This window comes from Bacillus sp. FSL K6-3431 (assembly GCF_038002605.1).
In the GTDB taxonomy this organism is placed as follows: Bacteria; Bacillota; Bacilli; order Bacillales; family Bacillaceae_C; genus Lederbergia.
This window is the reverse complement of the sequence record NZ_JBBOCT010000001.1, coordinates 3,637,628-3,662,890: the sequence shown is the minus strand read 5'-3', so window position 1 is coordinate 3,662,890 and position 25,263 is coordinate 3,637,628. Positions and strand designations below refer to the sequence as shown.

The 25,263-nt window shown below is 38.4% G+C and carries 22 protein-coding genes and 1 pseudogene; 5 read left to right on the top strand and 18 right to left on the bottom strand.

Annotated elements, in window-relative coordinates; all coding sequences use genetic code 11:
- Positions 1–96: 96 nt before the first annotated feature.
- From MHB53_RS17840 to MHB53_RS17815, 6 genes are read right to left on the bottom strand one after another with little or no spacing between them, the layout of a single operon-like run.
- A complete protein-coding gene (locus MHB53_RS17840; protein WP_340920883.1) occupies positions 97–1,215 on the bottom strand; it encodes a hypothetical protein in 1,119 nt (372 codons plus the stop codon).
- Positions 1,212–2,501 (bottom strand): F390 synthetase-related protein, encoded by a 1,290-nt coding sequence (locus tag MHB53_RS17835; RefSeq protein WP_340920881.1) that lies wholly within the window; start codon positions 2,499–2,501, stop codon positions 1,212–1,214. Before MHB53_RS17835 ends, MHB53_RS17840 begins: the two co-directional genes overlap by 4 nt.
- The gene (locus tag MHB53_RS17830) at positions 2,494–3,216 is read right to left on the bottom strand and encodes an MBL fold metallo-hydrolase (RefSeq protein WP_340920879.1); all 723 of its coding nucleotides are present in this window, start codon (positions 3,214–3,216) and stop codon (positions 2,494–2,496) included. Before MHB53_RS17830 ends, MHB53_RS17835 begins: the two co-directional genes overlap by 8 nt.
- A 58-nt stretch (positions 3,217–3,274) precedes the next feature.
- Positions 3,275–4,303: an NAD-dependent epimerase/dehydratase family protein gene (locus MHB53_RS17825; RefSeq protein WP_340920877.1), complete on the bottom strand. Its 1,029-nt coding sequence runs from the start codon at positions 4,301–4,303 to the stop codon at positions 3,275–3,277.
- A complete protein-coding gene (locus MHB53_RS17820) occupies positions 4,279–5,382 on the bottom strand; it encodes an ATP-grasp domain-containing protein (protein WP_340920875.1) in 1,104 nt (367 codons plus the stop codon). Before MHB53_RS17820 ends, MHB53_RS17825 begins: the two co-directional genes overlap by 25 nt.
- Positions 5,372–6,361 carry a beta-ketoacyl-ACP synthase III gene (locus MHB53_RS17815; protein WP_445661448.1) on the bottom strand — a complete coding sequence of 330 codons (990 nt, stop codon included), beginning with the start codon at positions 6,359–6,361 and terminating at the stop codon, positions 5,372–5,374. Before MHB53_RS17815 ends, MHB53_RS17820 begins: the two co-directional genes overlap by 11 nt.
- A 260-nt stretch (positions 6,362–6,621) precedes the next feature.
- Between MHB53_RS17815 and MHB53_RS17810 the strand changes: the two genes are divergently transcribed.
- Positions 6,622–7,308 carry a DUF421 domain-containing protein gene (locus MHB53_RS17810; protein WP_340920873.1) on the top strand — a complete coding sequence of 229 codons (687 nt, stop codon included), beginning with the start codon at positions 6,622–6,624 and terminating at the stop codon, positions 7,306–7,308.
- A 2-nt stretch (positions 7,309–7,310) separates the two neighbouring features.
- On the opposite strand, the gene MHB53_RS17805 is transcribed toward MHB53_RS17810, so the two are convergent.
- From MHB53_RS17805 to MHB53_RS17780, 6 genes are all read right to left on the bottom strand, one after another.
- A complete protein-coding gene (locus MHB53_RS17805) occupies positions 7,311–8,018 on the bottom strand; it encodes a hypothetical protein (protein WP_340920871.1) in 708 nt (235 codons plus the stop codon).
- A 769-nt stretch (positions 8,019–8,787) separates the two neighbouring features.
- Entirely contained in the window at positions 8,788–9,516 is a 729-nt protein-coding gene (locus MHB53_RS17800) for a hypothetical protein (protein WP_340920870.1), read from the bottom strand.
- A gap of 85 nt (positions 9,517–9,601) precedes the next feature.
- A complete protein-coding gene (locus MHB53_RS17795; protein WP_340920868.1) occupies positions 9,602–10,480 on the bottom strand; it encodes a foldase protein PrsA in 879 nt (292 codons plus the stop codon).
- A gap of 168 nt (positions 10,481–10,648) precedes the next feature.
- Positions 10,649–12,064, bottom strand: coding sequence for a sensor histidine kinase (locus MHB53_RS17790; protein ID WP_340920866.1), 1,416 nt, complete (start codon positions 12,062–12,064; stop codon positions 10,649–10,651).
- Complete coding sequence (locus tag MHB53_RS17785; RefSeq protein ID WP_340920864.1) at positions 12,061–12,765, bottom strand: response regulator transcription factor; 705 nt, start codon at positions 12,763–12,765, stop codon at positions 12,061–12,063. The genes MHB53_RS17790 and MHB53_RS17785 overlap by 4 nt, the downstream gene beginning before the upstream one ends.
- Before the next feature lie 104 nt (positions 12,766–12,869).
- The gene (locus tag MHB53_RS17780) at positions 12,870–14,072 is read right to left on the bottom strand and encodes a S1C family serine protease (RefSeq protein ID WP_340920861.1); all 1,203 of its coding nucleotides are present in this window, start codon (positions 14,070–14,072) and stop codon (positions 12,870–12,872) included.
- Positions 14,073–14,429: 357 nt separating this feature from the next.
- Between MHB53_RS17780 and MHB53_RS17775 the strand changes: the two genes are divergently transcribed.
- The 4 genes from MHB53_RS17775 (at position 14,430) to MHB53_RS17760 (ending at position 18,683) form a co-directional block, all read left to right on the top strand.
- Positions 14,430–15,059, top strand: coding sequence for a protein kinase family protein (locus MHB53_RS17775; protein ID WP_340920857.1), 630 nt, complete (start codon positions 14,430–14,432; stop codon positions 15,057–15,059).
- A complete protein-coding gene (locus MHB53_RS17770; RefSeq protein WP_340920854.1) occupies positions 15,056–15,502 on the top strand; it encodes a DUF6376 family protein in 447 nt (148 codons plus the stop codon). The genes MHB53_RS17775 and MHB53_RS17770 overlap by 4 nt, the downstream gene beginning before the upstream one ends.
- A gap of 84 nt (positions 15,503–15,586) precedes the next feature.
- Positions 15,587–16,579, top strand: a complete 993-nt coding sequence (locus MHB53_RS17765; RefSeq protein ID WP_340920851.1) for a zinc-binding dehydrogenase — start codon at positions 15,587–15,589, stop codon at positions 16,577–16,579.
- Between the two features lie 130 nt (positions 16,580–16,709).
- Positions 16,710–18,683, top strand: a complete 1,974-nt coding sequence (locus MHB53_RS17760; RefSeq protein ID WP_340920848.1) for a DUF2207 domain-containing protein — start codon at positions 16,710–16,712, stop codon at positions 18,681–18,683.
- Between the two features lie 210 nt (positions 18,684–18,893).
- Here MHB53_RS17760 and MHB53_RS17755 read toward each other — a convergent pair.
- From MHB53_RS17755 to MHB53_RS17730, 6 genes and pseudogenes are all read right to left on the bottom strand, one after another.
- Positions 18,894–18,989 (bottom strand): annotated as a pseudogene (locus MHB53_RS17755) (lyase family protein); the annotation flags it as partial.
- Between the two features lie 169 nt (positions 18,990–19,158).
- Entirely contained in the window at positions 19,159–20,808 is a 1,650-nt protein-coding gene (locus MHB53_RS17750; protein WP_340920844.1) for an extracellular solute-binding protein, read from the bottom strand.
- A gap of 80 nt (positions 20,809–20,888) precedes the next feature.
- Entirely contained in the window at positions 20,889–21,785 is an 897-nt protein-coding gene (locus tag MHB53_RS17745; protein WP_340920842.1) for a carbohydrate ABC transporter permease, read from the bottom strand.
- A gap of 27 nt (positions 21,786–21,812) precedes the next feature.
- Positions 21,813–22,769 (bottom strand): ABC transporter permease, encoded by a 957-nt coding sequence (locus MHB53_RS17740; protein WP_445661447.1) that lies wholly within the window; start codon positions 22,767–22,769, stop codon positions 21,813–21,815.
- Positions 22,770–22,862: 93 nt separating this feature from the next.
- Positions 22,863–24,191 (bottom strand): 6-phospho-beta-glucosidase, encoded by a 1,329-nt coding sequence (locus MHB53_RS17735; protein ID WP_340920839.1) that lies wholly within the window; start codon positions 24,189–24,191, stop codon positions 22,863–22,865.
- Positions 24,188–25,165, bottom strand: a complete 978-nt coding sequence (locus tag MHB53_RS17730) for an N-acetylglucosamine kinase (RefSeq protein ID WP_340920837.1) — start codon at positions 25,163–25,165, stop codon at positions 24,188–24,190. The genes MHB53_RS17735 and MHB53_RS17730 overlap by 4 nt, the downstream gene beginning before the upstream one ends.
- Between the last annotated feature and the right edge of the window lie 98 nt (positions 25,166–25,263).

The window sequence follows — 25,263 nt, the reverse complement described above, 5'->3', positions numbered from 1 at the left end:
GTATGCTTTTAATACGTGAGAACCGGAAAAACCAAGCAACGAAGAAATTCGCAGTTTATCATTTGGAGACTTTTTGAACATCCTCTATAAGTGCTCTTATCTAAACTTCCAAAGTATCCTACTACCTACAGTATACGTAAGGCATTGGATTGCCCACCAATTTAAACGGTCCTTTACAGGTAAATGTTTCGTATAAATATAGCTATACTCCATTTCAGGCTGACAACCACGCGCCTTTTTATAACTCCCCGCTCCACCTGAATTATTCATCAGTATAACTTTTTCGCGGGCTTTTTCATACAGCTGATTTGAAAGCATTCGGTAAATACCATCCTTCTCGTCTATATCCGTATCCCAGCCGAAAAAAGGGGTCGCCATTTGACCATTCATGATAAAATAGCCACCAAAAGCCACACATATATCATTATTTAATGTAATCATATCAAATTTTCCACTCTGACACATTTCATGCATGTACCGAGCAGTATACTGTGGGTTGTTCGGTGAGTATTTCTGCAAATATAATTTATCATAAAGCCGTTCACATTCGTCCATGTCGATTTCACTTAACACTACTTTCTTAGTGAGTCCCGACTTTCTTAGAATGGATCGGTCCCGCGCATGGTCCTTCCTCTGTCCTTTCGTCATCCTTTCTGCCGGATGCCAATAATAAATGACGCGGCTTCCATAAGGCAGATAACCTGCGTTCCTTAGCTGATCTATCCAATCCAAAGCTGTCTTTTCATTGAGTGAACGGAAACCGATCGCATGCTCAGGAAATTCCTTCGTCAGAAAAGCAGTCATCTTTTCCATATCTATATTACATTTACTAGCATATAGATTCGTGGAAACGAGGAAATTATGTATATAAATGATCCTGTTCTTTACGCGGCGAATACAGCCACCTTGAAAACGAATCACTGCCCGAATGATGCTGCGAGAAAAACGGGAATCAATATACTGTGCGAGTTCATCCTCCAATGAAACGACGTACTGCCCATACGGAGACACAATCCAACTGTCATCGTAATTTTCCGTTGTCACCGTCAATGGATAAATCCAGTTTCCCGCTCGTATCGCATATACTTCACTATGAACATTGCGAATCTTTTCTGTCAAGCCTCCCAGCATCACTTGAAGATAAGATTCTACTTCTTCTCGATTCTCACAATTAGACCAATCAATACTTTGAAAATCTCTATAAAGTGCAATCATCGCTTCTGAACTCGACGCAATTTTACGCCTGCCTCTGGTGGCACATACGGAAAAATAGTAAGATCCACTGGTACACAGACCATTTTTGAAAAGAGCTTTTGAAATGATTGCTTAATGGCATCGCCATCGTGGAAGTTTGTCACGTAAATTGATAGTGAAAGATCCTTCTCTTGGATTACCCTAAATTGGTCGTGCTCATCACCGTGCAAAATGAGCGTACGACGGATAAAGTCTGGAAACACGGCTACTTCTCCTTCACCATCAGCTCCTTTAAAAGTAAAAATATCATCACTACGTCCATCAATCCGATCTAATACTGTACATGCACTGCCACATCTGCAAGGTTCATCTTTTTCCACAAGCAAATCATTCAATCTATAACGAATAATTGGCTGGGCCATTCGCGAAAAGTCAGTTATAATCGGCGAAAAAATGCCTTTATCTTCATCTACATATTCCTTTTCAATATACACAAATTCTTCATTCAAATGAAGATTGCCTTCTTTGCAGGTATGTGCGAGAAATCCCTCTGTACATTGATAGATTTGGTGAATTTTCTGTTCGAATGCTTGTGCTAAATATGCTTGATCCTGTTTCTCCAGCACTTCCGCTACACTGATCACTCTTTTGAATGGAGGTCGGTCTTTTAAATCGGCAATTATCCGGAGCATGCTTGGCGGGGCTATGACAATATCTGGTGAAAGGGCTCGTAATTTATTTACATTCTCATTCACCGAATCTAGTAAATCAAAGAATGTAAACTGGATGGAGCTACTAGAAACCGTCTCATAGAGATTACTATTTGCTCGAAGAAAAAATGCCACCTTCTGTTTTCGTACAATCGATTTCGGCAACATCTTCGCGAGCATAATGCCTGCCCATCTTTCTCTCTCCTCGGACGATACAAGAAAAAGTCCACGGTTCCCAGACGTTCCTGATGATAAACCGATGGTGACACCATTGAGCATGGGAGAAAAATCTCGGGATTGTTCTGCTTTCAGTGCAACATCGAATGCCTGTTTTTTTGATATGCCAACCGTATTAATCTTATCGAAGTTCTCCATCATGAATAGCTTATCTGTGATCGGCAATGTTTGTAGTGTGTTTATCGATAATTGCTTCCTTTCTATTTCAGACAATCCTGTAAAATAGGCCAAATTGGAAGGTAACTTTTTGAAAAAACGATCCAGTTGCTGACGTTGGTGGTATTCAAGCTCTTGCCGTGACTTAAATGGATGACGATATCGGGTTTTCAAATAATGCTGAAGCACACGAATTTTATTCATGAGAAACCTCCGTACAATGGGATGGGATGATTTGAAATTCGGGATGTAACCTCAAGAAGTCCACCACTTGATCAAATGTCTCTTTATACTCTTTCCATGAGGACATGATCAACCCTGCGGCTCGGTTCGGCAAAGACTTAGCACGAATAGCCGCTGAAGACCAAGTCGCATCCGCACATAAAAAAATATCATTAAAAAAAATACCAAACTGACCTTTTGCATGACCTTCTAAAAATACTGCAATGATCGACCCATCCCCGAGAATATCGTAACCTTTCGTAAAAGGGGTATGTGTTTCTTTTATAGGAAGAATCGGGGTCTCTTCAATGAAAACTGCACGCTCACTAAAATCTATTGGAATCGTTCCTGGCAAATATGCCTGTCTTACTGCTTTGACTCCTTTACAGTCCCTAATTGCCTCCCACGCCTTGTTACTGCAGATAATCTTTGCATTAGGAAAATCAAGCAACCCTCCCGTATGGTCACCATGGAAATGAGAAAGAACAATTGTCTTAATTTCATCGGCATTTATCCCATTATTTTGTAACTGTATCTTCAAACTATCTTGCGATGAATAAGTAACGGGTGTGCCATAACGGTACAATTTATACGGAAAACTTTCACTAGCAGTAAAGAAATGATCGCCATATCCTGTATCAAAAAGAACATATCCATCCTCGTGATCTATCAGAAAAGCAAGAGAAGGAAAATGCACTTGTTTGAACTTTCCTCCCGCGCGTGCAATAAAATCATAACTCGAGCAAGATCCGGTCTTAAATACCTTCACATTTTTTATTTTGTTCGTGCCACCAAGTTGCATAACGCTCAATCCCTTCTTGTATGGAAATGACTGGTGCATACCCCAGATCTTTTCTAGCCTTTTCAATACTTAAAGTCTGGTTTTTCCCTAATACACTAGCACTATATCTCGTCAGTATTGGTTCTTTGTCTGGTATGAACACTTTATGGCCCCCTTCAAGGATAGCGGCAAGGCAATACAAAATGGAATAAGGGATCGGCTTACTATTCATTGGCATATGTAGTGCTGTAAATAATTGCTGCAATGCTACCTTTATGTAAACTGGCTCCCCATTCGTTATATTGTATACCTCGCCTATACATTGTTCGGGCGCTGTAAGTGCAAGTTCAATCGCTCGCACGACATTATCTGTATATGTTAGATCAACAAGTGTTTTTCCTTTATTAGGAAGCGGAAAACCACGCTGTCCATTTAATTCGATCAATCGCGGAATAATCGTCGTGTCGCGTGGTCCAAATAAAGCACGCGGCCGCAAAATAATCGCCTCAACCCCTTGCCTTACTGCACTCTGTACATGGCCTTCAGCAAGAAATTTCGTTTCAGCATAGGCATTGACGAATTTCTTTGGTATTGGCTCATCTTCCCTAACAAAATGTCTACTGTTATAGCGAAAATAAAGACTCGGTGTAGAAATGTGGATGATCCGCTTTACATTTGCTTTCTTAGCTGCGACTAATACGTTTTGAGTGCCTATTACATTCGATTGATAAAAATCTTTATACTGTCCCCAAGGTTCAGACTTAGCTGCAGAGTGAATAACCACTTCTACTCCTTTGAAAGCTCTTGTCAACTCCTCAACATCTGACAAATCCGCTTGCACAAATGGGATACCTGCAGCAGTAAGCTCTAACCCCTTCCTATTATTTCGACCTAGGCCAATCACATGATGGTCTCCCTCTTGTAAATATTCACATGCACGTTGGCCAAGAAATCCCGTGGCTCCTGTAATCGCCAATTTCATGATAAACTCTCTCCATTCCATTCGATATCCCTTGTTGTAGCTTCTGTCATCGTGCAACCTAACCTCCTAGCGATTAGAAACCAGCCGATCAGGACAGTGAACTGGGTAAAAAAAGGTCGAATACCACTTGAAAACCCGATAATATCACGTGCTTTTCGAAACTTTCTCAGCATCTCCACTGATGGTTTTCTCAAGATCTTCCCTAACATAAGTGGAGCCATTTGATATGCTTCCTTTAATGGATTAGTAGAAGTAAACCAAGCATCTGCTTTTATGAAAAGTGCACCACTTGTAGCACGAGGGTTACATTCAATAAAGTAATATTTTCCCGATTCAGCACACTCAATTAGATCGAATGCAATCTGTCCAGTCCACCCAAGAAGCATGATCGCTTTATTAACATAGTCTTCCAACGCTTCATTATTTGTTTGTTTATAATAAATCGTTGTGCCTCGACCATAATGTATATCCGATGGATAAAGCACTGTCGTCAAACCACTTTTCAATGCGACACTATATGTGCACCACTCTCGCCCTTCGATAAATTCTTGAACAACAATTGGAAAAATATCGTTTTGTAATACTCCCTCTTTTTCCAGCACAAGAACAGAATTGGAAAAACGCGTATATGGCAGTTTTAAAATAAAACGTTGCTTATTACTTCGCTCCATAAATGTTAAGATATCGGATTTACTTTTTGCGAGCATACTTTTTGGCGCGTAAAGACCTTTTTCCAATATCCAATCGCAAAACTTTGCTTTATGATGAACGAGTTGCATTTTAGAGAAATCCTCGACAAAAATTTCCGTATCAAGCTTATCTTTATACCGGGAGATAAAAAATACTTCTTCACAAAGCGGGATAATTAATTCAATTTTTTCAAGTTCGATAATTTCCTGCAATTCTTTTATATACCGTTCTGGCATTTGATTCGGCGAAGACGTTTGATAAAACCTCTTTACTTCTTTATACTTTTTTGCAATGACTAGCGGTGTTGAGTCGGTCAAAATTACCCTATGTCCTGCCTCCGCCAAAGTACGTGACATTTTTACCGCAACTGGCGCCCTTGCTCCAGTTAATAAAATACACTTAGTATTCAAATATTAGCCCTCCGATAGATAGGCCTGCAGAAGTTCCAATCAACATGACCTTATCTCCACGCTTTATTCTATTTTTGCGGATCGCATAATAAAGTGCCGTTGGAATAGAAGCCGCGATCATATTGCCATGATTGCGAATGATGTTCATAAACTGGTCCACTGAAAATCCAAGCTTTTTGCGGACAATCTCCATCGATGAACCGCTTGCCTGATGTGGGATAACCATCTGCAAATCCTTCTTTGCTACTCCAGCATTTTTAAGTAGTTCAGATAAAAAAGCATCCATCTTTTTTAATGTCATTTTAAATACAGCGCGCCCATCCATATGGAATAAAAAATCCTCCATTGGATGATCACCATAAGCACGTGGTGGGATTAATGTACCGCCGCCTTTGATTTCAGTAAAAGATGAACCATCACTGTATGTCACCATATGCGAACCAAGAACACCTGCATGTTCGCCCTCTATTGCAACCACGATAACTGCACTTGCCCCGTCTCCAAACAGCACAGCACTTTCAATTACCTTTTCATTGATACCTGCCGATGCGATTTCAGTAGACACAATAGCAATTCTCTTATATTTACCCGTTAGAATTGCCATGTTTGCTACATCAAATGCTGTTACAAAACTCAGACAAGTTGAATTGATATCAAAGCATGGAATGCCAGTTTCGCTTCCATTCATCTGCTTCTGAATCAGACTTGCAGTTGAAGGAATCGCTTGTTGCGGCACTCCACTAGCGCTAATAATACAATCAAGATCATCCAATTGAAGCCCAGCATCTTCTAATGCCTCTTTCAATGCCTGTGCACCCATATACGAACTCGTTTCATCTGTAGCAATATGTCGAAAGTCAATTCCCGAAGCACGAGAAATTTGGACTGGATCTACATTCAGACGTTGCGCAATCTCTTCAGTTGTCACTATCCGAGAAGGCAAATAAAGACCGACACCTTCGATTGACGTTTTCATCATTTTTCACAGCCCTTTCGTAGTTGAATAAATAATCATCAGGCAAATTTTTTTATGAATTAACATAATATTTTTTATCTTACATATCCACAATCTTCAGTTTTATATCATTAATTATGCCAATTATACCAGTAAAACTGAAACCAAAAGACTACGAGATTACGATTATTCTAAGTTCTAGGTGAAATAAAAATTTCCCGACAAGGTTAATTTGTTTTTTCTGTGGTAAATATCATTATGAGAGTTAACAGGAGGAGAAAGAAATGGAGTTTCTTGATACAGCGTTCAAACTTGTACTGGGTCTATTAGCTCTTCTAGTTGTTACTAGACTTCTTGGAAAAAAAGAAATGGCTCAGATCACACCATTTGATTTTGTATATGCGCTCGTCCTTGGCGGGTTACTAGAAGAAAGCCTCTACGATCAAAAAATAACCATTTGGAATTTTTTGTTTGCTGTTGCGGTTTGGGCTATTCTCATCTACATCATTGAAGTAATAGCTATTAAAAATAATAGAATTAAAAAGATTTTAAAAGGAGAGCCATCCGTTATTATAAAAAATGGACAGCTTGATATAAACGCAATGAAGAAAAATCACCTAGAAATGGAACAATTACTTACAATGCTTAGACAGCAAGGAGTATTCTCTTTACGTGAAGTCCGTGATTTGTATTTAGAGCCGAGTGGAAATATAAGTATGCTGAAATATTCAAGTTCAGAACCACCGACCGCCGACATGCTTCATATGGAAGTAAATGACGAATCTCCTTCCATATTATTGATCGACGAAGGTAGAATAAAAAAAGAAATCCTGCAATTTGCAGGAAAAACGCCCAAGTGGCTCCAAGGTGAACTGAAGAAAGAAGGATTTCCCGTAATCGACGAAATTTTTTTCGCCGAATGGTCAGCAACAGATGGATTTTATATAAAAACGTATACGGATATCAACTGAAATTATTTTACCTTTTCTATTGTAGAAGTAACTGTAAATTCCTCGGTTCCTTCTTTCATAATGATCTCACGTTTTATCTCACCATAATCTTTTGCAAAATATTTACGGGTGATGGATCCATCATCCCCTTCTCTTTCAATGACAATTACATCTGAGAATTCTTGCAACGGTGTATCGAGTGTCGCCTTATTATCAATGACAGTCCAGCCATCAAATTTCGAACCTTTATTTAAAGGCAGATGTAAGTATGTGTAAATAGGTTCAAGTTGCTTAAGTTCACTGTCGGAAGGCGAATAATCATCATAGGACTCTCCTTCTTCTCGCACAACAACTATTTTATCTTTATCAATACGGAATGTTCTTAGCATGACTGTCCCACCATTATTCTCGTACACATTCACGAAATGATCATTGAGCCACTGCGTTTTGGCCGTAAATTGCGCAAATTCATTTCCTTCTCCTCTAAACTCCGCTTCCGCTTCGTCTTTCATGAAAAAGGTAGAGAGTGCTATCTCTTTTTTTACTTCTTCTTTATTTTCTTTAGCTGGATCTCCTATCCCCTTATTGAGCTCGCTCCTATTTTTGTCAACTACATCCACTTTAGATTCATTTTCCACAATTCCATTACCTGAATCGGTTTTCGCTCCCTGTTGGCAAGCTACTAGAGCAAAAACAAAAATGATCATGAATAAAAACGACAATTTCCTCATACAATTCACACTCCTTTCATTCACATTCTTTTCTAAGGACGTCAAAAACATTTCAGATGTTGCCTTTTGCCTTATAAAATACCCGCTATTGATGATTTTAACCCGAATCGCAGATTAGTTCCGAAAAAACATGCAAAAAAAATGTATACATTCTGTATTTACACTTACTTCACTTGTTATTACCGCTTTACAGGTTGCTCGTGGGATTTATGAGCCGCTCATACGGGGTTATTGGCCACTCGCTCATTTTGTAAGCCACTCTCTCGGGTTTGCTGGCCACTCGCACATTTTATAAGCCACTCTCTCGGGGTTACTGGCCACTCGTACATTTTATAAGCCACTCACTCGGGGTGCTGGCCACTCGTACATTTTATAAGCCACTCACTCGGGTTACTACTGGCCACTCGTACATTTTATAAGCCGCTCTCTCGAGGTTACTGGCCACTCGTATAATTTATAAGCTGCTCTCTCGATTTACTGGCCACTCGTACAATTATAAGCTGCTCTCTCGAGGTTACTGGCCACTCGTATAATTTATAAGCTGCTCTCTCGATTTACTGGCCACTCGTACATTTTATAAGCTGCTCTCTCGATTTACTGGCCACTCGTATAATTTATAAGCCACTCTCTCGATTTACTGGCCACTCGTACAATTTATAAGCCGCTCTCTCGATTTACTGGCCACTCCCACATTTTATAAGCCGCTCATAATAACCTGACCGCACAATTAAAAAGAGCTTTCGCATGAAAGCTCTTAGGATTAATATTTTTACCAGCGATTCATATGTCTATGTCCGTTAAAGAAGATGATATTTTCCTCTTTAAAAGGAAATAAATTTAGTTCTCTCGCCTTTTCACCATGATTCATCATAATTTCGTGGAAAATTTCTTTAGGTGATTTTCCGTTCGTATCGACACCTAATTTTTCCGCCGCTTGGTAGATCATTTTCTCGCGGACTTCTTTTGCTACTTCCCCAAGGTCTCTTCCTTCTACTTTAATTCCTAATTCTTTAGCATGCTTTTTGATTTGTGTCTCGCGCACTTCCTTGTCAAGCTGTTTCAGATCTTTTCCATCGGTAGAAATGCCTAATTCCATTGCAGCCTTTTTGATCTTAGCCGCCTTTACTTCTTTCATGATCGTCTTATCGTCTTTGCCCTTTGTATCAATATCCCATTCTTTTGCGATGTGTTCAACCCATTTATGGCGAACTTCTTTCGCTAAAGTGTCCGAATCTTTTCCTTCTGTTTCAATACCCAGAGCCTCAGCCTGCTTTTTGATAATCGCATCCCGCACTTCTTTTCGGAGCGTATCTACATCTTTTCCTTCTGTGTTAATCCCTAGATCCTCTGCATGCTTTTTAAGCATTTCGGAATCATGCTTATACTCTCCCTTGGTTTGGCCATTAACCTTAGAAAATTCCGCATGAACCGGGGTTAAACCGATCGCTCCAAACATAAGAGCGACCGTCAAAAGCGATGATGCTAGTTTATTTTTCATACAGATTTGCCTCCTTTAGTAAGTAATTTTTCACTTACTAGTATGCCCTGTATGTTGGAATAAACTATAAACAATTAAAGTATCCTTATTTCGCCTTTTCCATTGAATTCTTAACTTTATATTCCTTTCTCATCTTTTCTAACCATGTTGGATATTCGGTTTGCATTTTCTCTTCAAATAAAATTTCTTTTATATCCTTTTTATGATCGTCATACTTAGCTTCCTTTGCAGCCTTTTTATCGGTTACCTTAATAATATGATAGCCGTGTTCTGTTTTTACAGGATCACTGATCTTACCTTTCTCCATCGAAAAAGCAACAGTTTCAAACTCTTTTACCATTTTACCTTTAGGAAAATACCCTAATTCCCCTCCGTTTTCAGCACTCCCGGTATCTTTAGAGTATTCCTTTGCTAATTTGGCAAAATCTTCACCATCTACAAGTTGTTTAGCAACCTTTTTTGCTGTAGCTTCGTCTTCTACTAAAATATGGCTTGCTTGTATTTGTTCTTCCTGATTAAATTTCGTTTTATTTTCATCAAAGTAAGCCTTCATTTCTTTATCTGTTATTTTAATTTGTGGTTCGATCAATTTTTTAATTAATACAAATTGCTGAAGGTCATCCTTGATAATATCCTTTGTGATACCACTTTGTTCCAAAGCCGCATTGAATGCTTCTTCACCGCCAAATGATTCTGTATACTTCACTAACTCTTCATCAATTTCTTTACTTGAAACCTCTACCTTTTCTTTTTTTGCTTCTAGTTCAATGATTTTTGTATTTATTAATGAATCAAGCGCCGCTGCTCCATTTGTTTCTACTAACATATTGTACAAATCATCCTTGGATATTTCTTCACTTCCGACAATTGCAACCGTCTCTTTTTTTGAAAAAGCAGTACTGAAGATAACTGCTGCACCAATAACTACTATTGCGATTAATGATAATAAAAACTTCTTATTCATTCTTTCCCCTCCAAATTAATACCTGTTTCATAAGCATAAACGGAAATTATGAACAAACTATTAACAAACTTTGAAAAGAAAAAGATAAGCGTAAGTAAAAAACGAACATCACTAGGGTTACAACTTTATACTGCTTACTCCTTTAGGTTAGGGAGAAAAAACCGCCATTTAGACGGTTTCTTTCACGGGGAATATTATCGTAAATTTTGTTCCTTTTCCTTTTTCACTGGTCACCTCAATCTTACCATGGTGCATCGTAACCAATTGCTTTACAATAGATAAACCAAGACCGAATTCACCGTATGGGTTCGTCGTCCTCGATAACATTGCTTTGTAAAAACGCCCCCATATTTTTTCAATCTCTGCGGGATCAATTCCAATACCTGTATCCTCTATTTCGATAATTGTTTGATTTACACCAACTTTTCCACGAAGTATAATTTTTCCACCCTTCGTGAATTGGATACTGTTTTTCGTAATATTAATTAATATCTGCGTTAGTCGATCATAATCAGCGTAAATAAAAGCATCATGATCCACCTCAACGATGATTTCATTATCTTTTTCTTGTGCCAACATTTCTAATTGGTCTTTGATTATTTCCAACACTTCAATTAGCTGTGTCTCTACCTTATAAAGTTTTACTTGGTTCGAGCGGATTTTTTCATAATCAAGGTTTTCATTTACGAGCCGAATGAGCCGTCTCGATTCCTTGCTTGCCAATAACATCCCTTTTTCTTTTTCCGATTCAGGGATCATGTCATTTCTTATACCTTCGATCACACCGCTAATGGTTGTGAGCGGCGTTCTTAGTTCATGTGACACATCAACCATAAACTGGCGTCTGCGATTTTCAAGACTTTCAATTTCTTCCATTGAAATATGTAATTTATCAACCATTTCATTAAAATCCCCGGCGAGCTCCCCGATCTCATCAAAGTTCGATGATGGAATCTGTACGGAATAATCACCAGCTGCAACGAGCGCTGTTGCTTCCCGAATCCGTTTGATTCTTTTCACATGAAATGCAGATAGAATCCAGCTCATCAATAATGCTACTGCTAAAGAGATAATGACTGTATAAAATAAATATCGATTAATTTGATCAATGACATCACGAGAACCTTTTATTGGAGATACTAGTAAAATCCCTCCCATGAATTGGTCATTATGCACATATGGAAGTAAAACAAAAGTAACCCCTTGATCAAAACGTCTAAACTCTTTCTTAATAATAACCGTCTTACCATTTTTTATATCGCGCCATTCATTGTTCGTAAGCTCCACTTCTGGGTGTAAGCTTCCTTTTGAATAAGTAATCGCAGCATTCGTATCAAACAAGCTATACTGAATTTCCCGTCCCGCTAAAACATTCCCATACTGTTGTAAAACTTGTTGCGATCTCCCTTGATTACTCTCCAAATCACCAAGAATGTTATTCCCATATGAAGTAAGTTCCTCAATCTTATTTTCATATACTAATTTTTCTACAAACTGCGTAAACAATAAGCTCAAGATTAAAAAGGCGATAAGCAGTACACCAATATGGCTGGCAAGCTGTTGATAAACATATTTAATCTTCATTTTCCACTACCATCAGGTGGGGAATCAGTTTCTTCAAATTTATAGCCTACCCCCCAAACCGTTTGAAAAAATGGCTGTTCTGCGGTGCCAATTTTATTTCGCAATCGCTTAATATGAACATCGACTGTACGATCATCGCCATAGAATTGGTACCCCCATACACTTTCGAGCAATTGCTCACGGGAAAAAACCTGTTTCGGGTGTTGAACAAAATGAAAAAGAAGGTCAAATTCTTTTGGTGTTAAGTTCGTAATTCTCTGTCCATCAAGAATCACTTCCCGCGTATTTTTGTTAATTTTAAAATGAGTCGTCTCAATGGTATCTGAATTTTCTTTCTGCGGATTGTATCTGCGTGTCACCGCTTTAATACGCGCCATTAGTGCAAGCGGGCTAAATGGCTTCGTCACATAATCATCCGCCCCCATTTCAAGGCCTAGCACTTGATCAGATTCCGTATCCTTTGCTGTCAGCATAATGATAGGAACAGTCTTATTTTTCTGCCTGATTTTGCGGCAAATGGTCACACCATCCATTCCCGGCAACATCCAGTCAATAATCAAACAATCCCAATTATTTTCTTGTGCACGCGCATAACCCTCAAGCCCATCCATGATAAATTGTCCTTCAATACCTTCTTTTGTAAAAAACATTTCAATCATAGAAGCGACACTTTCATTATCTTCGATTACTAAAATTTTCATCAACCTGCCTCCTTTCTACATTCTCTGTAATTTAAAGGTAAACAGAATATAAAAAATAAGCAACTACAAACACCTCTTACCAAGCTTGATAAGAGGTGTTGCGTTTAACCCAATGTAATTTGAATGGTTTTCAATTCGCTTCCCCGGTATACTTTTAGAGAAACTTTATCACCAGTTTTAAATTCTGAGTATAATAATTTCCTTAGTTCACTTGTACTCTTTACGTCTTTATCATTCATACTAACAATGACATCCTGTGCCTCTAGTCCAGCTTTTGCTGCAGCAGATTCCGGATCCACTTGTGTCACCATCACACCACCCTCTACTTCTAGCGGTAATTGCTGTACATATTGCGGCGGAACTTGCGCAAGCTCTGCTAAACTTACACCCATATATGGACGTTCGACTTTTCCATTTTTAATCATTTCTTCAATTAATGGTATTGCATCATTACTTGGTATAGCAAAACCAAGACCTTCTACCCCATTCTCAGCTATTTTCAAACTATTTATCCCAATCAGTTTACCAGCCGAATTAATGAGCCCACCGCCACTATTTCCTGGGTTTATCGCTGCATCTGTTTGGATAACATTTAAATCCCATTCGCCTGCCGAAGTTTTAACATTGATAGAACGCTTGACAGCACTAATGATTCCTTGCGTCACAGTTCGGGAGAAGTCACTTCCGAGCGGATTACCGATTGCTACGACTTGTTCTCCCGCTCTTAATTTATCTGAATCACCAAACTCGAGAATCGCATTAGCATATTTGGCATCCATTTTTAATACAGCCAAATCACTTAATGCATCCGCTCCAACGAGTTCCGCTGTTGTTTTCTCGCCACTTTCAAGAGAGATCTCAATTTTCTCAGCACCTTCAATGACGTGATTATTCGTCACAATGTAGGCGCTTTTCTCATCCTTTTTAAAAATAACACCTGATCCAGATCCAGCTGCTTGGATTTCTGAATCCTGAGAGAAACGGTTATTTGTATGTTGAAATTTTTCTACCCCGACGATCGCTTTAGATGCATTTTCCACCATATCTGCTAACGAACCACTACTTGCAGAGGTTTGCTGAACATCATAGTTATTCGAATCGTCCTTTTGCGTAATCGGTGTATTATTATTTACTGGAGCCTCTTTATCTTCTAACAATCCTGTATTCGTCACAATAGTCAAAGTTAGCACCGAACCGATCACACCTGCACCTATCGTCGACAAGAATCTTCCACCTTTTGGCTTCTTCGGCTTCCCACGGTTTTCATCTATTGTATTCATCCCGTTATTTTCATGCATATCCGTCATCTTTCTTTCCTCCTCATTAATGATTCCTTGTTATTATCATAGCCAGAAAGTATGAACAAACTATTAACGAACTTTTAAGATATGGGGAAATTTGCTAACTAACGCCTATTTGACGTATCAACTTTCTACCCCTATAATGAAAAAGATTATAATAAAATAAATCTTCCGTATAAGGGGAGTAGCTATACAATAAAGTCGTCAATACAGGAGTATATCCTCGGCTTTGTTGGCAACTTACGTTGTTTGCGAGACCTTACCGATTTTTTGGTAAGGTCTTTTTATCTCTAAGAGACGTTGTACCGAAATCGGTATCAACGTCTTTTTTATTTCAATTAAAATTTGAGAGGAGATCACATTTTGTATTTTTTCAAAAAATTGGCAGAGAGCGTAATCATCACTAATAAGCACAACAAACCAGAAATCATTAAATATGATGACTCTTTAACGCTTGTAGGTGTTGGTAGAAGTGCCTTTGTATTTAAGATTCAACACACAAACAAGGCGCTGAAAGTTTTTTTCCCAACACATCGACATCTTGCACAAGAAGAAGCCGATGTATATAAATCCATACAACACATCGATTTTTATTCTGCTCTCCACGAAGCTGGAATTAATTATATTGTCATTGACTTTATTGAAGGATATACATTTTTTGAATGTCTAACTAGAGGGATTCGGATTTCTGAAAAGGAGATCCAGAAGGTCGATCTAGCTTTGAAATTAGCACGAAAGGAAGGATTAAATCCCTCAGACATCCATTTGCGGAATATTTTAATCACCTCCAATAAAGATATTAAGATGATTGACGTAGCCCGCTTTCGACAAAGAAAAGCTTGTAATCAATGGCTTGATTTAAAGACTGCCTTTTATCGCTATTACAACAAGCGTTTTTTCCCGAAAAAGATTCCCGCATTCATTCTCAATTGGATCGCTGCTTTTTATAAGTTTTTTCACAGACAAAATACAATTACTGGAGGAGTTTCATGAAAAAAATCATCGCTGTATTCGGACTATTATCTATGCTAATTCTTAGCGGTTGCTCGCTACTTGGAGAGGTGAACAATTCACTAGATTATGTAAACGAAGTAACGGACTATATTAATACTGCAAAAAGTTTCGCTAATGAAGTACCACCTCTTGCTCAAGATGCAGTTACAGATACGGAAGCAAGAGAAAATTTAGAGAATGAGCTCCAAGCAATGAAGGAAGAGATACAAACATTTAACGAAATGGAACCTCCTTCCATAGCAGCGGACATTCATGAAAATATAGTAAGCTCTAATAAGAAACTGGAAGAAGGAATTGATTTATATTTAACCAACATTGAAAATGGTACATTTGATCCGGAATTTCTTGAAAACTCGGAGATAATGAAAACAATTAGTGAAATTACCGATCTAATGAATCAAATAGAAGATCTAGGTTTATAAATATCTCTTTTTTGTTTAAGGTAAAAAGTAGAGTATGATAAAGATGACATAACTTTCGAAAATTTTTTAATGGAGGGATTTGAATTGAAAGCTGTTGTGCATGCAGACAAGGTCGGATTTGAGGGCCTTTCTTATCGTGAAATGAAGGAATTACATCCAAATGCTGGCGAGGTCAGGATCAGATTAAAAACTGTAGGTCTGAATCATCGCGATTTATTTGTACTAAACCGACATAAACCAACCGAGCCACCACTAATTATCGGTTCTGACGGTGCTGGTATCGTTGATGCAGTTGGAAAAGGCGTTACACATGTTCAAGTCGGGGATGAAGTAATTATCAATCCAGGTTTAGGCTGGACTGAAAACAGCGAAGCACCTCCGAATGGATTTGAGATCGTCGGCTTACCTGATCATGGGACATTTTCCGAACAAATCGTGATCCCTGCTGGAAATGCGATACTAAAACCTGAATACTTAACATGGGAAGAAGCTGGAGTATTATCACTCGCTGCCTTAACTGCTTATCGTGCTCTTTTTACAAGGGGCAACATCAGCGCTGAAAAAACGTTATTGATCCCAGGTATTGGTAGTGGTGTCGCTACATTTATTTTGCAATTCGCCAAAGCTGCGGATGCGACTGTATATATTACTTCCCGATCGCATGAAAAACGTCGCATGGCACTTGAATTAGGAGCGGATAAAGCGATTGATAGTAATGGAGATTGGAATGAAGCACTTGATGGTGAAAAAGTAGACATTGTCATTGAGTCAGTTGGAGCTGCTACATTTAATAAGTCTCTCAATCAACTTCGACCAGGTGGAACAATCGTCGCTTTCGGTGCATCCGCGGGAGATGAAATCCAATTAAACCTACGCGACTTTTTCTATGGACAGTTCAATCTGCTGGGATCAACGATGGGCAGTGCAGAGGAATATAATGAAATGATTCAATTTATCGACACACATAAAATCACTCCCGTTATTGATCGAATCTATCCACTAAGCCAATTTGAAGAAGCTTTTAAAAGAATGGAAAATGCAGATCAATTTGGGAAGATTGGATTTTCGGTTAATTGAAAAATTTAATGGAAGAAAAGGGACAAGGCTTAGAAGCTTTGTCCTTTTGCACTAAGACGTTCTCCCTATGGAATTCCCCCCTTTTTCAAGCTATGATTTTTATAAGAAACATTGTCTAAGGAGGGGCGGTTTGAAAAAGCCACATATCATTCTTTTATTTGCACTTTTATTTTTTGCGATTTTTGCGCCACAAGCTTCCGCACGCTCATTCACCATTGACGAAGCGCATATTCGCATAATGATTGCACCTGATGGTAACCTACTAGTAAATGAAATGTTTACATACACATTTAACGGTACTTTTGAAAATGTGAGGCGATCTATTCATACTGTTGGACATAATGGAGTCAAGGACTTTGAAGCTTATGAGCTTATGAATCCAAATGCTTCTCTCAACGCAATAAGTAAAAACGATCTTCGTCAACTTGACGTTATCCAAAACGAAAATAGCTATACCGGAAATCTACTTGTCAAAAATACCAGTAAGCAAGTTGTATATGTTTACATTCTTGAAAATGCAGTGAAATCCTATAAGACTTATAGTGATATTACCGTACCTTTTTTCGGGACTGATAGTAACCACGATACCGATTTACAAAATGTTACTATTGATTTCGTATTTCCCAATCAAATAAATCCTAACCAATATCATGCCTTTTTTCATGATGAAGAAGGATATATCGTTCAAAAAACAGAAGAAATGATACGATTTTTTACACCACTTTCAAAAATGCACATGTTAACGGAAACACGCCTTTTATTTCCTTCAGCTATAATGACGGAACAGTCTAAGCAAGCTGAACCTAGGTCATTGGAAACTGTTTTAAAGGACGAGGAAAAAGCCTTAGAATCAGCGATGACACGAAGCAGCACGCAAAAATCATTTAGGGGCTTTCTACCAATATTATCAGGGTTATTTGCGGTAGCCACTGCCTTTTTGCTACTGCTACCACAACGTAGATTAAGAAACCATATACGCCCTGAGGATTTATTAAAATATGATCCACTTTATTTATACGTTATTGATCGTGCTGGAGAAAAGGATGGATATGCATTTTTAGCTGGCGTGTATTCTCTAGTTGAAAAAGGTTATGCAACAGTCCGAAAAACCTCGACTCTTACACGATTTCAACAAGATACTGAAGCACCGAAAAACACGCTCTCTTTTACCTTTCATCCACCATCTTCAGTTTTAGCTGAGTCTGAAAAAATGTTACTTGATTGGCTATTTACGAGAAAAAGTAAACTAGGCACTCGGATTTTTTCAATGAATAATATATACGGTGCGACAAAAAGAGAAAAAGAAGCGAAAAATGTGCATGGATATTACCGGAAACAGATCAAACGTCAACAACATGAAGAGAACTGGTTTGATTGCGTTCTCAATGAGTTAACTGAAAAAAAATGGATCAGAGGCAAACTATACCCTATTGCTACTCGCGTTTTGATGATAATGATGATGATCATTACTATTTCCACCTATTTTATTGGGGCATCGTCTGGCTTCGGAATCATTCTCTATCTTGTTATTTCTGCTTATTTGCTAAAAAGGGCATGGTCATTATTAACGAAAAAACGTGTATTACTATTTTTCTTCTTTTCGATGATTTCTGGATGGCTTGCTATAGATCCAGAGTTTATTCCCGGATTCATATTTTTTACTTTTGCAGTCAGCATCTGCTATCTAACAATACCTCGTTATATCTTAAATAGAGAAGCTACTGAAATGAGAGCAGAAATTCGTCAATTCCGAAAGTGGATCCAAAAGGAAGGGATCCCTTCCGGTATAGATGAAACTGAACTAGAAAAATGGATGACACGAGCTGTTCTGTTAAAAGTAAAGACATTTGAATTGGATGTAAACCAGTTTAACCGTCCAATAGAAGAATTAGCGTCGATTGCGCCCATGGCCGTTCTTATTCTTAATAATGAAGATCCCGCTAGCTATTTATTAAAAACATGGAAATGGAGCGATAGTTCAGGAAAAAGACTTTTCGATAGTAGCGATAATGAGAAAAATAACAGTGGGGACAGTAGTGGTGGTAGCTCCTTTTCCAGTGACAGTGGTGGAGGAGATGATGGCGGAGGGGCAGGAGCAGATTAACACAAGAAAAAGTGCAAACATAGATTTATTAACACTTGCTTCCTTTCACGATAATTCGTATGTAAGGAATCGTATTACTTTCCCAATCAAATTTAATTTCCTTAACAATAAAAAATCCTCGAAGCGTGATTGCTTTTCGAGGATTTCTCTATTTACTTCGCTAATCAATCAGCACCGGCGATACCTGGCTCTGTCATTTCACTTGGAATCAATTTGATTAATTAATTCAGCCATGACGGGATTTACTTTTCCCGGCATAATAGAAGAACCAGGATGTCTCAATGGCAAGTTAATTTCAGTCATACCTATTGAAAATTTGCACAAGCAAGAATACTAGTGATGTTTTCATTTCTGCTTTCAACTCTGACAAGTGCTTCATTCGTTATCTTCACCGTAGCATAACAAAGCTGTGATTTTAATAACAATTTATAAAAAACCAGCTCCCATCTCCAGTAAAGTATAGAAGCTGAACATGTTAGTTACCTTTCATTTGTTTCAAGTTGTCTTGCCATTGCTTTGTTTTAAATTCCAGTAATTTATCGTACCCAATTGCTTGAGCAGATTTTTCTGCTTCATCAAGGATATCGAGAACCTCTTGAGCGCTCTTGGCATAAACTGCTTTTGCTCTTGCTTCATCATAAATATCATTGACACGTTGCTCCGTTATTCCCTCTGGAGACTCCGGCATCGGATTAAGATTCACAAATGGAGTACCATTATATTGTGTTTTCCAAGTAATTTGAGATTGATACCTTGTTGCCCAGTTTTGTTGTTCTTCTGGCAAGGACTTTTCAAATGCCATTTTTGAATTATCAATATAGACTGTATTCCCAACCCATTGTAAACCGTCTGTACTTTCCATTAGCTCGTCGCGTTTTTTTGTATCTGTTAAGTATGCTTCAGTGAAAATCGGTGCTTCATCAACACCTTCAACACTTTGTGTACCTTCCCAATACAGTTTTTCAGGCCCCCAGAAAATATCGCGTTGTCCTTCTGGGCCAGTCATATAATCAAGGAATGCGAAGATTGCTTCAGGATTTTTGGCATTTTTCGTTATAACACTTACATTCCACCCGAGTTGATTATAGCTTCCTGTATATATTTTATCTTTATCTAATCCCTCTTTATGGATCGGCCAGATCATTTTAAGACCTGCTTCAGGGTCTCCATCTTTGAGTACTGAGTGAGCAACATTCGCATTTGTTGTCGGGCTACTTTCAGCATAAACTGCAAATCTCCCTGTCATAATCTTTTCTTTTACTTGATCTTCTGTTTGCGTCAATGCATCCTGCGATATAAGTTTTTCATTGTACAACTTGTTGATATATTGCATGGACTCTCTAAAAACAGGATCAGTAAAAATTGAAGTTAATTTATCTCCTTGCGGAACTGCCCTCATGCCTACAAACATTCCAGAATGGTCTTCACCAAATGCTGAGTACAGAATATCAAATCCAGAGCTTGCCAGAATGCTTGGTTCGAAAGGAACTACATCAGGGTATTTTTCCTTAACTTGTTTCAAATAACTATATAGATCATCTGTTGTTTCTAACTTAGGGGAACCAAGCTCTTTATAAATTTTATCATTCACGACATAACCTGCATTTCCATTTGGCTGAGTTGTATACCAATTTGGAAATTGGTATATTTTCCCGTCAGATGAACGTAGCATATTAAGCGTGGATTCTCCTGCCCATTTCTTTAAGTTGGGATATTTGTCTATATAATCATCCAACGGAACTAGCATATCCGCCTCACGTAGTTTTTCTACATCTGGGCCTCGATCCATCCAAATAACATCAGGCAAATCATTGGCTACTATCATCGTATTGAATTTTTGTGCTGCGTTACCACCTGAACTAATTGGTTTCACGGTTACTTTCTTGTTTTCTTTAATCGATTTAGAGGCAAGATCCTCCCCCCATTTAGGCATTGTATACCAATCATAATGCCCGTACATTGTGTATTCTAATGGAGTTTCACCTAGAATAAAATCTTCGTTACTACTCTTACTTCCTTTTTCGGAATCCTCATTGGAACTTTTTTTTGAACAGCCTGACATTACCATAAATACCGTAAGAATGGCTACAAGCAACAACATAAAGTATTTCTTATTTCTCTTCATTTCTTTTCCCCCTCGTATTATTTTTCATACTTTATATGATCAAAGCTTTCGCTTAAAATCCATTAGTCAGACTTCAGGCACTACCCCTTCAAGGAACCAACCAATACCCCTTTTACGAAATACTTTTGGACAAATGGATATACGCAGATGATAGGAATTGTTGCAACCATCATTGTAGCCATTGAAAGTGATTTAGTTGATACTGACTTCATTGCTGCCATTCGTCCTGCTGCTGCAGAATCGGTCTGAGCCATTTGCTCTGTCATGATATTCGAGGATAGTATTTGTTGTAACATAGTCTGTATTGGTAGTAACTCCTGATCTGAAATATAGATACTTGGAGAAAACCAATCATTCCAGTGATAGACCGCTGTAAACAATGACAATGTAGCGATAACCGGACCTGAAAGTGGCAGTATGATTCGAAAGAACGTTCCCCAATACCCGCATCCATCCATTTTGGCTGATTCTTCAAGCCCAGTTGGAAGTGCTTGGAAGAAGGTACGGAAAATGATCATATTCCACACGCTGATCAAACCAGGAATTACCATCACCCAAAATGTATTGAATAATCCCAAGCCACGAATAAGTAAAAATGTTGGAATAAGACCGCCGCTAAAGAACATCGTAACCACACAGAAAAGCATATAATAGTTACGACCTACTAACTCTTTTTTTGATATCCCATATGCAAAGATTGCAGTAAACATTACAGCCATGATAGTTCCTATCACCGTCCGAAGAACAGAGATAAAAAACCCATTCAAAATACGAGAATCCTTGAATACTACTTTATAGTTATCTAGCGAAAATTCCCTTGGCCAGAAAGTTATTCCTCCTTTCATCGTATCCACTCCGCTGTTAAAAGAAATAACCGCAGCGTTCCAAAACGGATAAAAGGTAACAAATGCAAGAATAGTCAAAATAATATAAATAAAAATCGACATATACCGATCACTAATACTCTTCCTCAACAAACTGACTCCCCCTCTCTTTCTTAGCACCTACCATAAGCTACTATCTGCCTTACGTGCAATGTGATTCGCTATTGTCAGTAATGCGACACTGATGACTGCCTTAAGCAAGCCCACTGCGGTTGCATAAGAGAATAATGAATTTTGGATACCTACCCTATATACATACGTGTCCAAAACATCTGATACATCCCTTACAACTGGATTTGCACCAAGTAGAAGAATATCTTCAAAGCCTGCATTTAATAGGTTCCCAATGGCTAAGATCATAAAGATGATAATGATCGGCATAATAGAAGGGATCGTAATTAAATACATTTGTTTAAATCTATTTGCTCCATCAAGAGAAGCAGCTTCATAGAGTTGCTGATCCACCCCAGCAATTGCTGCTAGGTATACTATAGAAGCAAATCCGATCTCCTTCCACACATTTGTAGTCACTAAGATTGTCCAAAAGTATTCCGGAAAGTTAAGAAACCCAATTGGCTCGTCAATCATATGTAGTGTCTGCAATAGGATATTTAAACTGCCATTATCAGTAGATAAAATGGACATTACGAAGCCAGATACAATTACCCATGAAAGAAAGTGTGGGAGATAACTCACTGTTTGTACAATTCTCTTAAACGCCATATTCTTTACTTCATTTAGCATTAATGCCAAAATAATCGGGGCAGGAAAGCCAATAAAAAGCTTTAGAAAACTAATGGCAATCGTATTACGAATCACCCTTCCAAATTCAGGAGCAGTGAAAAACATCTGAAAATGCTTAAATCCTACCCAAGAGCTAGCCATCACCCCTTTGAAAATATTGTAATCTTGAAAGGCCATGATGATCCCATACATTGGTATATAACTAAAAATAAATATAAAAATAGCAGCAGGAATAACCATTAATTGCAGATCCCATTGCGCCATAAATCGAGAGAAGGTACTCTTTCTTTTTGGTACAATCATCACTTCTGGACTTGTGATAACCTTTTTCATTTTCATATCCCCCAGTAGTCTGCTTCACTTTGCGTGCGCTTACAATAGAGTTTTTCACTAAGAACAAAGTAGGTCTATCAGCCACTTTCCTAGTCAAGTAATCTTTGAATCAACCTTAAATTGGCTTAAATGCGCTTTGTTTTCTGCTAGAATATCGTTTAAGATCGATATCGCTACTTTTATAGAGCCTACTAATGGATGAATCGTTAATGCTTGAATTGCAGTATCATAATTGCCGGTAACCCCAGCCTCGACTGTGAGCTCCTCATATGCTTTTACTAATTGTAGCAATCCTCTTATTTGCGGTGAAATTTCAGTACTTAATTGAATAGGGTGTGCACCTTGTGAATCGATTATACAATTCACTTCAACTGATACTTCATCAGGTAGACAAGAAATAACTCCGTTGTTTCTTACGTTTACGGTTTGAATATCACCCTTATTATTGTAAATAGACGAGACCAAATTTAGCGCAGCTTCTGAATAATAAGCACCACCTCGTTCTTGTAATTGCGGAGGCTTTATTGCAAGATTCGGGTCTTTATATAATTCAAATAGGTCTTGTTCCACTTTTTTCACTACATCAGCTCGTGTTCCCTCGTATTCCAGCGACTCCAATTGCTCTTTTAGCATGTCATCTTCCATATAAAAATAACGATGATAACCACAAGGTAAAGCGCCCATTGCTTGCAAAAAGGATGCATCCCAACCAAAGTCGGGAATATTTTTCATTGTAAGACCAGATGCACTAGCCGCTTTCGTGAACACCTCATTCGAAATGTCCTTTCCATTCACAACCACCTTAGTCGTCCAGTTTAAGTGGTTAATTCCTAGCATTTCAATAAAAACATTGTTCACGTCTGTTTCACAAAGCTCAGCCATTTGCATTTTTGTCCCAATTGGTATATTACAGAGACCAATCGTTTTTACATTTGTATGTTTTAACACTGCCTCGGTTAAAATCCCCGCAGGATTCGTGAAATTTAAAAGCATAGCATTCGGTGCCAGTCCCTCGATGTCTTTACAAATATCAAGGATTACTGGAATGGTTCTCAGCGCCTTAGCAAATCCGCCTGCCCCAGTTGTTTCTTGACCGATACGATTATAACGTAAAGGAATACGTTCATCCCGACCACGAGCATCAAGTAAGCCGACCCGGAATTGTGTAATAATAAAATTAGCATCCTTAATAGCTTCCCGACGGTTTAAAGTTAATTTTAAGTCAATATTAATCCCTGCTTTATCAAACATTCTTCTGGCCAAACCACCAATAATGTCTAGCTTTTCTCGCCCTTCTTCAATATCGGCTAAATACAACTGAGTTATCGGCAATTCAGCGTATCGTTTAATAAATCCTTCAATCAGCTCAGGGGTATAGGAAGATCCCCCACCAATCACTGCTATTTTTAAATTCTTATTCATTGCTCGTATCCTCCGTAAGAGTTGAATTTTTGATGGATTTCTTCGGTGACTGTAATGCCAAGATGATCCATCGCTAACAATAGAGACCCATAAACGGGTTCCATTTTTGGAATAACCAATTTGATATGTTCATGGACACTTTCAACTGTACTTCGCAACGACTCTAGTAAATGTTTACTTTGACCTTTCTGTAATACACTCCCCGTTAACACAATCGGAGTAGGCTCCTCCAAATTTCCAAGTTTGTGGATGACAGAACTTGCAGCTAATCCTAGTTCTTTGCCTGTTTCCTCTAAAATACGAATGGCTACTTCGTCACCTTCATATGCAGCTTGATGCAGCACGATGGTCAACTCATTTGGAACATTATATACTTCATCATCAAGAAACGTATTGAACATATCAGGTACATTTTCAAATCCAAAATAACTCGGTACTGTCTTGGTTAAAATAGTTGGACGTTCACGTAGTTCCCACGAACGGATAGCTGCCCGGAATGTTTCTTCTGCCATTGATGAGCCGCCAGCCCCATCTCCATAGAGGTTTCCTAATCCACCAATTTGCACCATTTGACCAAGTTTATTGCGACCAGCTGCATTTGTACCAGTTCCACAGACAAGCACTACACCTGTATAATCCGGAGAACCAATCCGAAGTCCTTCCATCGTGTCACACACAAGCCCCCAGTTTTGAAAATTGATTGTACGCAGCCCTTCATTTATGATCAATAGATCTTTCTCTCGATCAGCACCCGCAAGACCATATTGTACATAATCAATATCATCGTACTTTAGCGACGCGGACATTAAAGCACTTTCAATAGAATCCTTAATATTTTTAATCGCTTTATCAATTCCTATTGTTTGGTAGTTTGCACCACTAGATATTCCCTTCCCCAATTGATAACCATGTTCATCTGTAATGACGGAATAGGTTTTACTGCCACCACCGTCTACCCCCATAAGAATAGGCATCTTCGTCCCCCTTAACCAATTGTCATTACCCGATTCAGAATGACAGCGTTTTCATTGTAGTTTAGATTTCTAAACGCAAAGCAATACTTTCAAGACGA